Annotated in this window: 8 protein-coding genes; all 8 read right to left on the bottom strand. The window is 58.4% G+C overall.

Translation table 11 applies throughout. The features are described 5' to 3' along the window. Window positions 1–132: 132 nt before the first annotated feature. Window positions 133–561 carry a hypothetical protein gene (locus HMPREF0721_RS00120; protein ID WP_006597450.1) on the bottom strand — a complete coding sequence of 143 codons (429 nt, stop codon included), beginning with the start codon at window positions 559–561 and terminating at the stop codon, window positions 133–135. A 127-nt stretch (window positions 562–688) separates the two neighbouring features. Next, on the bottom strand, window positions 689–5395 hold the full coding sequence (locus HMPREF0721_RS00115) for an MrcB family domain-containing protein (RefSeq protein ID WP_006597449.1): 4707 nt from the start codon (window positions 5393–5395) through the stop codon (window positions 689–691). A gap of 212 nt (window positions 5396–5607) precedes the next feature. Then, entirely contained in the window at window positions 5608–5865 is a 258-nt protein-coding gene (locus HMPREF0721_RS00110) for an HPr family phosphocarrier protein (RefSeq protein WP_006597448.1), read from the bottom strand. A gap of 195 nt (window positions 5866–6060) precedes the next feature. Beyond that, the gene (locus HMPREF0721_RS00105) at window positions 6061–8037 is read right to left on the bottom strand and encodes a PTS fructose transporter subunit IIABC (RefSeq protein ID WP_006597446.1); all 1977 of its coding nucleotides are present in this window, start codon (window positions 8035–8037) and stop codon (window positions 6061–6063) included. 50 nt (window positions 8038–8087) lie between these two features. Next, complete coding sequence (pfkB, locus tag HMPREF0721_RS00100) at window positions 8088–9014, bottom strand: 1-phosphofructokinase (protein ID WP_006597445.1); 927 nt, start codon at window positions 9012–9014, stop codon at window positions 8088–8090. Next, window positions 9011–9772 (bottom strand): DeoR/GlpR family DNA-binding transcription regulator, encoded by a 762-nt coding sequence (locus HMPREF0721_RS00095; protein ID WP_040639799.1) that lies wholly within the window; start codon window positions 9770–9772, stop codon window positions 9011–9013. The genes pfkB and HMPREF0721_RS00095 overlap by 4 nt, the downstream gene beginning before the upstream one ends. Window positions 9773–10044: 272 nt before the next feature. Next, the gene (locus HMPREF0721_RS00090) at window positions 10045–11739 is read right to left on the bottom strand and encodes an FAD-dependent oxidoreductase (RefSeq protein WP_006597443.1); all 1695 of its coding nucleotides are present in this window, start codon (window positions 11737–11739) and stop codon (window positions 10045–10047) included. Window positions 11740–11758: 19 nt separating this feature from the next. Then, window positions 11759–12162: rhodanese-like domain-containing protein (locus HMPREF0721_RS00085; protein WP_006597442.1), on the bottom strand; the 404-nt coding region annotated here is incomplete at its 5' end.

Raw genomic sequence — 12162 nt, 5'->3', positions numbered from 1 at the left:
TCCCGCTCATCTTAGGATTCTCTCCCTGCCTACCAGTGTCGGTTTGCGGTACAGGTACCTCCTTACGCGATAGAAGTTTTTCTTGACAGCGTGAGTCGATGCCGTGAGCATCGCCTTTTTGTGTTTAACACTTTATTCTGTAGCGTCTTCTTTTGCCTCTGCTTCGATCGCTTCGTCGGCTGCTTCGTTATCGTCAGCTTTTTCCGCTTCGTCCGCGGCGGTTTCTTCCACCGCTTCCGCGGCTTCAACCGGTTCTGTCGCGGTTTCATCGGCGGCAGGAGCCACGCCCTGTTCTGCCTTGCCGATCAGATACGCCAGCGAAAACGACCCCGCACTGAAAAACAGCGACGGCAACGCCACGTTCATAATCGCAGAAATAATTTGCTGCACGACATAACTTCCGGGAATATTCGTTCCCATGGCTTTATACTGGGCGACCGTGGATGCAACGGACTGCACTGAATAAAAAATACCGTAGAAAAAGGCCACGGCGAAAATAATACCAAGAATATTCAGCACGATCGGCTTCCAGCTTTTCTTTTTTGCCACTTTTGTTTCCATATTTTAAAAAACTCCTTAAATTAATTTTTGATACGCTCCTAAGTCTAAAGCAGAATCCTTAAAAAAAGCAATCATCACCCGAAAAAACGCCTCGGGTTATGATTGCCTTAAGTTTTACCGTTAAGCGTTAAGTCAGTTTCCAATAGGAGGCCCTGTCCGACACGCTCAGCTGAGCAGCCATCTCGGCCAGTTTAGCTGCGCTTTTAGGGAAAAGCCCCGATGCCGGATCAAATGGCTCATCAATCGCGTCGTCGTCCTGGGTGCCGGCGCAGATCTTAAACAATTCCCGCAGCACCGTTTCGATTTCTGCCGCCGTCCCGGCAATCCGAGGGATCATCTTCTGGACAATGGTGTCATCGATGGCGGTTTCCGGCGCCATCAGGCCGTACTCCGCATTGTAATACAAAAAGAAACAGATTTCGTCCCGCACCCGGAAACCGATTTGGGCGTCGGCCCGGCGCAAAATCTCGTTAATCACATTGAGCAAGGTTACCATGTCCGTGATGGTCTTGCGATGATTGACCACCGCCGAGAGGGAAAAGATATCCCGGCGGAAGCAATCGCTTTTTAATCGATAGGGCCGGGGCACGGCGACCGGCGGCGGCACCAGCGACAGATCCTGCGGGCCGAGCTCGATCACCGCCGCATGCTCGATCAGCCGCTTGCTGACGCCGTGGCGCGCCTCTTCATTGCTGACGGTCCCGATGAAAAAGAGATTGTCCGGCAGGGTCAAATCGCCATAATAGTCCCGGGCCTCGGTGTCGTTGCCGAAGGCCTCGACTCCCAGCAAGGGATCCGTCACCAGGCGGCCGTTCTGCGGTCGCGCGCTGTTCATCACCGAGAGCACCTCGGAAAAATACTTCTCAATGGGCACCAGCGTCATCTCATCCAGGCAGACAAAGTAGGGTTTATCCGGATTCTCCGTCGCGGCGGCCACCACATCGGTAATGGCCCCAGGCACAAACTTGCCGCCCTCGCCCAATGTGCCGAGCAGCCCGTCGCCGTTCTCCCAGCCCGGCCGCACCGGCACGCGCTTAAAGCGGCCGTTGGTCGCGTCCGCCCCCACGGCCTCGGCAAAAAGACGCACAAAAGCCACCTTATCAATACCGGCTCCGCCGGTAATTAACGCCAGAGATCCGGCCTTCAATGTGAGGAAGAGATCGGTCACATCGCCCGCATCACACTGAAAACCGCCGGCCGAAATGTAGTGGGTGATCTGCCGCATGAGCCCCGCCATATCGAGGGGTGTTTCCTGCATGGCTTCATCGGTGCGCAGATCCGCCCGGCTCCGGGGCGCCGGCGCCAGAGCCTTCGCCCGTTTTTCCGCAGCGAGCTGCTGCCTGCGCTCGGCTTTGAGCATGGCCTTCTGTGCCTTGAGCTGGGCTTGAAGCATCACTTTTTGCACGGCGACCAGGTCTTCCTTCGTGAGGCCGCCGCCGTTTGTCACCACCTGCACTGCTGCCTGGGCATAGGGTGTCTGGCCGCCGGGCACCGGCCCGGCCGCCGCATTCACCACCGGCTGCTCAGGGACGGCCATCTGCACCGGAGGCTGCCTCACACCAGCCTCAGATTCGACAACCGGCGATGGCCGAGACGCTTCAGGCTGTGCCGCCATTGCCGGCTGAGGTTTCGGCACTTTAACGCCAGGCGCTTCATCCGAGCCGGGCTCTGCGGCGGTCTGGACCTGCTGCACTTGAGCTTCATCATGCGCTGCGATGGAACGGGTTTCCTCTTCGCCGTTTTTGCCGTTGATCGCCGCCGCCATCACATCGGAAATAACGTGATCAAAGGGATTGGCCGACGCTTCCTCAACAGCCGATGAGCCGGATGTCGCCGGTGCCGCGTCCTCCGCTGACGCGAGCTGCCCCGCCGACGCTTCATCGCTCCTTTGCGGCGCCGCTTTTGTTATGTCAGCTTCTGCCGGCTCGCTCGTTTCAGAAGTCAGTGCCGCACGCACCGTCTCCGATTCCGCTGCCGCTTTGGATGTGCCCGCATCATCGGGCTCGTCCACATCCGCTAAATCAAAATCGTCCAGGTCCGCCAGATCGTCGAACGCATCCAGGTCGTCCAAATCATCGAAATCGACGCCGTCATCATCCAACGACGCGTCAAGGACATCATTCAGCCCCCCTGTTTCCTCTGAATCGTCGGGCGTCTGCACATCAGGCGTCACTTCCTCTTTTGTCGGCGGTTCGACCGGTACTTCCGGCCTGGGTGCCGCTTCGTCCTTCAGCACGCAGCGGTGCAGATAGGTGTCGTAAACCGCGAGCATGGCCGCTAAATCGCTCTCCAAAATAGCCTCCGCCGGCACGGCGCCGTCGTATTCCCGATAGAAAACCACGGCGTCTTTAAAACGCAGATCATCGAAGTCGATGACATCAGTGTCAGCACTGAAAGTTTCCGGATTGATCAAACTGCGCAGCTGAGCCACCTGGGGCCCCACTTCGTCGCTGACGGCCATCTCGAAAGCCTTGCGGTTTTCCTCCGGATCAAGCTGACCGGCTTTGATAATGGCGTTTTGGATTTGTTTTATGCCCACGGTCAACGCGAGATAAAGCTTGCGGCTGTCCTTGCTCAGCAGATATTTCACCGCCACCGCCGTGTTGGGCAAACGGGCGATTTGCTTGTCGAGGATCTCCACCCAGGGAACTTCGGCCCAGTCCTCCTCGCCGGCGAAGCCCACCACCTTGTAGCGGCGGCTGTCGATGAGGCCGAGGCCCTCGATGCTGCCGGGGATCTGCTCGGTAATCACGTCTTTAAAGGAATAACGGAAATCGCGTTCAAAATAATCAGCATAACCATCGAGCCAGGTACCCAGATTTTCCTGAAGACTGGGACCGTCAAGGCGACCGAAATAATAATCGATTTTCTCGTCGAGCAGGGCAGCCATCGTGTTCTTGTCGTCCATCGACAGCTCATCCATCAGGTCGCGGTCCATCGCAAAGTAAAAATGCTCACCCTCCTGACTGGTCTGAATAAACCCATCCGCCGCATAAGCCTGATAGGGGCCGTCCATCAAAAAGTCGAGCACCGCATCGAGGCCTGCGTCGGCCATGGTGCCCAGCGTTTTGACCGCCTTGGGATCCTGCGCTTTGCCCGACGCAATCCGCTCTTTGTAAAACTGCTGCACACCGCCGGCCACCATAAAGACGTCGGCCCGCCACAAATTGTCGGCCTGCGTCAAATACTGCTTGAAAAAGAGCAGCTCGTAAGAATCGGCGAAGCCGGCCAGGGATTTGCCCGGCCCGATAAAATCAAAGAGCCTCTGCTTGCGCATCAGCGCTTCGTCGTCCCGCATGATGAGCTTAGCTGAAAACTCGCCCTCGTCCAATTTTTCAATCGCCAGATAGGGCCAGGCCGCGTCTTTCTCGGCCGAAGGTGCCTGGGCAAAAAAATCGTCATACTGGGAAAAGATCCCCATGAGCTTGCGGCTGAGTGCCCGGCTGAAAGTGAGGGTATAGGCGCCCTCACCGCTCGCGCTTTCGAGATAAGACGGAAATTCCCGCCCTTCGAAAAGAAAAACCACGCGCTTTTCCCGGTATTCGGCGCCAAAAAAATCGATGAGAACATCCGGCACGCGCACTTTGCCATCGGTTAAAATCGCCTTGTCAATCATACATTTCACTTCGTAATCCGACAAGGTCGACCAGGTGTCGTCAATGCGGCCGCTGCCCTTTTGAACCGCGGTCAGCTCCGCCGCGCCGGGCACCGATCCCCCCGCCGCCACAATCTGCTCGGAAAAGCTGAGCCCGCTCCGGGGCATCACTGAGGTTGCTGCCGATTCAGCCGCCGTCGCATCGCCGGCCCCTTCATCCGCTGCCGCTGAGGCGGCAGTGCCGATTGCCGGCTCTGACGCTTCCGGTTCCTCGATCACCATTTCGGTGTCTTCGACCGCCGGCCCCGCATCAGTGACTTCCGGCGCTTCTTCCAAAACGGCGTCGGGCCCTGCTTCCGGAACGTCGTCCGGCGATTCGGGCGATGCCGTCTGTGAATCGGCCGCCGCATCCCCCATCACTTCCTGGGCCACCGCCTCCAGACCTTCTTCCGCCGCCTTCACCGCCTGATCCGTGGTGAGAAATTGGTCGAGGTCCGGCGAAACGCCTTCCTGCGTATAGACCTCGGCAAAGGAATGCCCGGAAGAAAGGACGGTTTTCGTACGCTTGATGCCTGCCTGACGCGAGGGCATTTCGACATAACCGTCATCCGCTGCCGGTGCATCATCTTCATCGCCGCCGCTGCCCAAATTGGTATAGACCGAGCCACCGGGCGGATGGCCGGGCCGGGGCGACACTTCATCCGGGGTGTGACCGCTGGCCAGCACCGTGCCGCTCCGCCGCCGGCGCGGGGGGACGGCCGGCGGCGTTTCGGCCGCCGGCGCACTGCCCAACTGCGTATGAGATGAATCTGACAAATGCCCCGGATGCGGCGATACTTCATCTGCCGTGCGTCCGCTGGCCAAAGTCGTCCCCGTCCGGCGAATGCGCTGATTCACGCCGGCAGCCGGCCGGGAGTCCGACGTCCTCTGTTCGCCGTCTCCGGGTTGACTGGCCAAGCGTGTGTGCCTGGCCCCACTCATATGGCCGGGGCGCGGCGATACTTCATCCGCTGTGCGCCCGCTGGCCAGCACCGTCGTTGGTCTTCTCTGCTCCCGTCTGTCCGCCATGGTTTGCTCCGCCTCCTTTTTTGAATCGGGATTCTGATTAGCCCTTTCAGCCTTGATGCGTTCGTATTCATCGCCGTTTCGGGCGCCGTCGGGGTTGGCAGTCCGCGCCAGCGCCCGCATAATGTCGGCTTGCGCCGCAGCATCGCCGCCTGATGAAAATGAATTCGGCATGACTCTCCCCCTTTTGTGTTCGCATTTTGCCCGCAGCTTGAGTTTGTAGCCCTTATTGTAACATAAGCCCGGCTTTGCTAACGGAAAAAAAACGCCTTCTGCCTGTTTTTATATGCGCTGTATTTCTTGCAATCAAAAACAGCGCCGGCGGAAGAAAGGTCTCCGCTCAGCGCTGTGTGAATCTCGGAGCCTGAACTCCGACGATCATCGGCTTAAAGATTTTCTTTGAAGAAAGTTTCCAGATCAGCAGCGGCGTCCGCTTCATCGGCCCCGTCCGCCTTGACGACAATCACATCGCCGTTTTTAGCGCCCAGGCCCATCACAGAGAGCATGCTCTTGGCATTCGCCTGTTTGTCGTCCTTGTCGATGGTGATTTCAGATGCGTAAGGCTGCGCCTTTTTAACCAGAATACCTGCCGGACGTGCGTGAATCCCTGCCGGATCTGTGATGGTGTACGTAAATTCTTTCATCGTTGTTCTCCTTAAACTTTAATTATTCGAAACGATAAGGTGTTGTTCTGGCATTATTTTACCACGTGCCTAAATAAATGCCAATCTTTTTTCAATCTTTTTCAAAGTTTTTCAACTGATACATTTAAAAATCAGCGCACTTTTATTTCTGTTCATTTCCCTGCACTTTAGGCGCGGGGCGTGGCCAATATCCGATTATTGGCCAAGGCCGGATTCTTCCGGTGACAGCGGCTTTTTGAGGATGCCGAGCAGGATCATCGTGATCACCGAGCCTGCCAGCAGCGCCACCAGATACATCGGCCAGTTGCCGACCACCGGGAAGACGAAGATGCCGCCGTGAGGGGCGCGCAGGGTGCAGTTAAACACCATCGAGAGCGCGCCGGCTGCCGCCGAGCCCACGATGCAGCTGGGAATCACGTGGCCCAGATCCGACGCCGCGAAGGGAATCGCCCCTTCGGTGATGAAGGACAGGCCCATCACATAGCAGGAGATCCCGGACTGGCGTTCCCGCTTGGTGAAACGGCTTTTGAAGAAGGTGGTCGCCAACGCGATGCCCAGCGGCGGCACCATCCCACCGATCATGACGGCGGCCATCACCGAGAAGTTGTTGGAGGCGAGCATGCCGGTGCCAAAGAGGTAGGCCGCTTTGTTGAAGGGGCCGCCCATATCGATGGCCATCATCCCGCCGAGGATCAGTCCGAGCACGACCTTCGAACTATTGCCCATGCTTTCAAGGGCGGTGTATAACACTTTGTTCAGTGCCGACAGCGGTACGTTGATAATCGTCATCACGATACCGATGAGCAAGATGCCGACAAAGGGATAAATCAGCGTCGGCTTGATGCCCTCCAGAGATTCGGGCAGGTGCGAACAGAGTTTTTTGAGACCGAGCACCAGGTAACCGGCGATAAAACCGGCTGCCATGGCCCCGAGAAAACCGGCCGAGACGAGCGTCACGCCGCTAAGCTCGGGATACAGCAGGGCAAAATGGCCCTTGTAGGTGCGGAAGACAATGCCTTCTTTGGCAAGCCAGCCGCCGACAAAACCGACCGCAAGGCCGGGACGGTCCGCGATGGACATGGCGATATAGCCGGCGAGCACCGGCAGCATGAAGGCGAAGGCCCCGTTGCCCACCTTGTTGAAAAACGCCGCATACCAATTGCCCGTCCCGAAGGAGGAACCGACGTTGCCCGCGTCAAGCAGAAAGGACAGCGCCATCATGATCCCCCCGCCGATGACGAAGGGCAGCATGTGGGAAACGCCGTTCATCAGATCTTTATAGATCCTGCGTCCGGCGGATTCTTCCTGGCTGTCGTCACCGGCAGACACTTCGGCCGCGCCGTCCGCGCGAAACACCGGCGCCTTGCCCGACAGCGCGTCGTTAATCAGCGCTTCCGGCTTGTTGATGCCGTCCGCCACCTTGGTGATGAGCACGCGCTTGCCGTCGAAGCGGTTCATCGGAACTTTCTTATCCGCTGCAACGATGATGCCCCGGGCATTCGCAATATCTTCGTCGGTCAATTCGTTTTTAATCCCGCCGGATCCGTTGGTCTCCACCTTCACGGTATAGCCCAGCTGCTTCGCCTTTTCTTCCAAGGCCTCTGCCGCCATATAGGTGTGGGCGATACCCGTGGGACAGGCGGTCACGGCCAGAATATCGTAGCCGACTTTGGCCGTCTCTTTAGCTGACGGTTCCGGTTCGGCCGGGCCAAATTTTTCCGTTTCCTTGGCATCGATAATCGCAAGGAACTGATCCTTGTCGGTGCAGGCGATCAGATCTTTGCGAAAACCTTCATCCATCAGCATCATCGACAGCCTTGACAGCAGCTCGAGATGGGTGTCGTCGGAATTATCCGGCACCGCGATGGCGAAGATCAAATTGACGGGCTGGCCGTCCATCGCCTCGTATTCCGTGCCGTCCTTGCAGACCATACAGGCCAGGCCGGCGCTCTTCGCCGCGGCGGTTTTGCCGTGCGGAATCGCGATGCCGTCGCCGATGCCAGTGGTGCCTTCGCCTTCGCGTTTGGTCACCGCGGCCTTATAGCCTTCGGGATCGCTTAAATTGCCGGTGGCCGCCATCAGATCGACCATCTTCGCGATGGTCGCTTCTTTGGAAGCGGACGGCCCGTTAAGCTCGATCCCTTCCTTTTTGAGTAAATCCGTTATGCGCATTGTTTCCCCCTGCGTTTAAATTTGAATCCTGCCATGATTTCGGAACGCTCTTAACTGAATGTTTGGATCGCCGGAATCGTATCGAATACTTTTTTCACTTCGGCCTCGGTGGCCAACTGATCGGAAAAGGCGCTGGCGCTGCCAGCAGCCAGCCCCATTTTAAAGGTGGCCGCCATGTCGCCGCCGCTTCGGGTGTAACCGGTCAAAAATCCGGCGACCATCGAATCGCCGGCGCCCACGGAATTCTTCACCACGCCCTTCGGCGCCGCGGACTTGAGCACCGGACCGTCTTCCGGCACGAAAATCGCCCCGTCTCCCGCCATCGAGACCAGCACGTTGCGCGCCCCCTTGGCCTGCAGTTTTTTCGCATAAGCCACAATCTCGTCATCGGTTTTCAGAACGACGCCGAACATGTCGCCCAGCTCGTGGTTATTGGGCTTGATGAGGAAAGGATGGTAAGGCAGCACGTTGAGCAGCAGATCCTTCGTGGCATCCACCGCGATGGCAATGCCGCGGCCGGCCAGCCTCGCCATGATTTTTTCGTACACATCGCCGGGCATGCTCGCCGGGATGCTGCCCGCGAGCACCAGGGTATCCCCTGCCTTCAGCACATCCAGTTTATCGTAAAGCTTCGCGATATCCGCGTCGGCAATCGCCGGCCCCATGCCGTTGATCTCCGATTCTTCGTCGCTGCGCAATTTTAAATTGATGCGGCTCAGGCCGTGTTTAATGGTAATAAAATCGCTGACCACGCCATAATCCGTGAGCCTGGCGGCGATTTCCCGCCCGGTGAAGCCGGCCATAAAGCCCAAAGCCACCGAGCCGATCCCCAGATTCTTGAGCACGATGGACACGTTGATGCCCTTGCCCCCGGGGAACATCAGCTCGGCCGTGGTCCGATTGACCTGCCCCGGCGTAAAATGTTCCACATCGACAATATAATCCAGCGAAGGATTAAAAGTTACCGTATAAATCATTTGTTGGCCTCCATAATGGTGGTGTAGCGCCCATAGCGGGCATCCGGCAGGCGATCGGTGACGATGGTAGCGCCGGCAAGATCGCCAAAGGTCACCGGCGTGATCTGGTTAAATTTGGAAGCGTCGGCCAGCACGAAAGGCTTTTCACAGCGGGCAAAGGCCGAGGTTTTGATCTGGGATTCTTCAACGTCCGGCGTGGTGTATCCCCGCTCGAGATCGATGCCGTTGGTGCCGAAAAAGCCCATCGTAAACTGGTATTTCTCAAGGCTGAGCATGGCCCCGGAACCGACGATGGCCTCGGTCTCGGCACGCAGCCGCCCCTCGAGTACGTACACCGTGCAGCCCTTGCGCAAAAGCAATTCCGCCTGAATGAGGCCGTTGGTGACATATATCGCCGCCAGCGCCGCCGGATCCGCAATGGCTGCCGCCAGCGCCTCGGTGGTCGAACCGGAATCCACAAAGACGAAATCCTCCCGCCCGACGAGACCGGCTGCCAGCTTCCCGATGGCCTGTTTTTCCGCCAATTGTTGGGTGCGCTTAAGACCGATGGTGCTTTCTCTGGTGGAAAAGGGGGCCGACTCGATGGCCGTTGCACCGCCGTGCACCTTGTTAAGCAAGCCCTCGCTGTCCATTGCGTGCAGATCCCGGCGAATGGTCGATTCTGAACTATCCAGAAGCGCCGTCAGCTCCGATACCGTCACCGATCCCCGTTCCTGCAACACACGAAGAATAATTTTTTGTCTGCCTTTTGTTAACATAGGTCTCCTCACTTTTAATGTCAGTATAGTGGCATTAATGATTAATGTCAAGCATTTTCCGTCACTTTTATTCATTATCGCTTATTTTGATTCTTTTTCAACCATTTTCCGCTATTTTCATCCAAATTTCATTTTAAATTTCTTTAAATGCCTCCTTGCTTTTGTTTTCGGGCCGTGGCCGTTTCTCGGAAGATCTGGATGCCATCGAGAACCGGCGGCCCGCAGGCATAAAAAAACCGCCGGGCATCACCCGACGGCAAGCATCATGTGGTTCAGGCCTGCACCAGGCCGCAGTCCCCTGCCGCCCGGGCGACGGGAGTGCCGGCGGTCACCGCGGCGTAAAAGCCGTAGCCTCCGGCGAAATGCCGGCTGTCAAAACCCTCCTGCGTGAGGATTCGGCAGGCCAGATAGCTGCGCAGCCCGCTCTGGCATATAACATAGACCGGACGGTCGGCGGGGATTTCCTCGAGGTGCTCCCGCAGATCGTCCAGGGGGATATTGATAAATCCCGCCGCATGACCCCGGGCGTATTCCTCCGAGGTGCGGGTATCCAGCAGGGTCACGCTGCCATCCCGGGGAAGCGCCGCCACATCGTCACTGTGATATTGCTTCACCTTGCCTGTCAGCAGATTTTCAATCATAAAGCCGGCCATGTTCACCGGGTCCTTGGCCGAGGAATAGGGTGGGGCATAGGCCAAATCGAGGGCCTTGAGCCCCGCGGCGGTCATCCCCGCCTGGATGGCTGTGGCCAGCACGTCGATGCGCTTGTCCACCCCTTCGAAGCCCACAATTTGTGCCCCGAGGATGCGGCCACTGTCCGGGGCGAAAATCACCTTCATGGTCATGGGGCGGGCGCCGGGGTAATAGGTCACATGGGGGTTGGGCGCGAGCACCACCTGATCCCAGGGCATTCCGGCAGCCTCGGCGGTTTTGGCGTTAATCCCCGTGCTCGCCACCGTCCGATCGAAAAGCTTGATAATCGACGATCCCCAGGAGGCGTCGTAGCGGCTGTCGCCGCCACAGATATTATCCGCCGCGATGCGCGCCTGCCGGTTGGCCGGCCCCGCCAGGGCGATGAGGGCCGATTGACCGCTCACCCCGTGGCGCACCTGCACCGCGTCCCCCACGGCGTAAATCGCCGGATCGGAAGTAACCAGGTGATCGTCCACCACGATGCTCCCCTTGATGCCCGTGGTCAGGCCCGCGTCGGCGGCCAGATGGCTGTCCGGGGTAACGCCCACCGCCAAAACAGCCATATCCGCCGCAATGGTCTCGCCCCCGGCGAGCACTGCCCGAACGCCGTTGCCTTCGGCCTCAAAAGCGGTCAAATTGCCTCCGAGCCTAAGCTCGGCCCCCTTTTCCCGGAAGAGATTGTGCACCAGAGCCGCCATGTCGGGGTCGAGGGGCGCCAGCAGCTGCTTCGGCCGCTGAACGATGGTCACCGCCACGCCGAGACCCAAAAGATTTTCGGCCACCTCAAGGTTGATGAAGCCCCCGCCCACCAGCACCGCGCGTTTGGGTTGACGGGTCTCGACGAATCGGCGGATCCGGAGGGTATCCTCCACGGTGCGCAGGGTCATCACCCGGTCGAGGTCGACCCCCGGCACCGGCGGCAGCGTTGGCCTGGCCCCGGGGGAAAGCAGCAGCCGGTCGTAGCCTTCCGCATAAATCTTCCCTGTTTCGAGATTGCGCACGCTCACGGTTTTGGCCACCCGGTCGATGGCCGTCACCTCGTGGCGCACCCGCACCGCCACCCGAAAGCGATCCCAGAATTTTTTCGGCGTCTGCAGCGACAGGGCTTCGGGGTCGGTGATAACCCCGCCGATATAATACGGCAGGCCGCAGTTGGCGTAGGACATATAACCCGAGCGCTCAAAGATCACAATTTCCGCATGTTCGTCCAGGCGGCGAATCCGCGCCGCCGCCGTGGCCCCGCCGGCCACCCCGCCCACAATCACAACTTTCATCTGATCACCTTCTCCCTTCTCATCCTTCGAGGGGGCCGCGGTAACCGCTGATCCCGCCGATATTCCGCACCTGCGTGTAGCCCATGGCCTTAAGCCTGGCCACGGCCTGCCCGCTGCGCGCCCCGCTGAGACAATACACGAACAGCGGGGTTTCCTTGTTCGCTACCTTTTTTTCCACTGAAGCAATCTGCTGCAGGGGCAAGTTCACCGCGCCGGGGATCCGCCCCTCCCGGAATTCTCCCGGGGTGCGCACGTCCAAAAGCACCGCCTGCGCCGTCTGTTTAAACGCCGCCACGCCGGCGTTAATATCAAAACCCTTTAAAAATCCAATAAACCCATGATATCTCCTTTCGGTGCCCGGCCAAGGGCCGGTTATTTTTCTGTTTGAACCCAGTGTATCAAAAAAAGACGGGGCTTTCTGTG

The organism is Pseudoramibacter alactolyticus ATCC 23263 (assembly GCF_000185505.1).
Classification (GTDB): domain Bacteria; phylum Bacillota; class Clostridia; order Eubacteriales; family Eubacteriaceae; genus Pseudoramibacter; species Pseudoramibacter alactolyticus.
The sequence above is the reverse complement of the archived record's forward strand: the minus strand, read 5'-3'. Positions and strand labels throughout refer to the sequence as shown.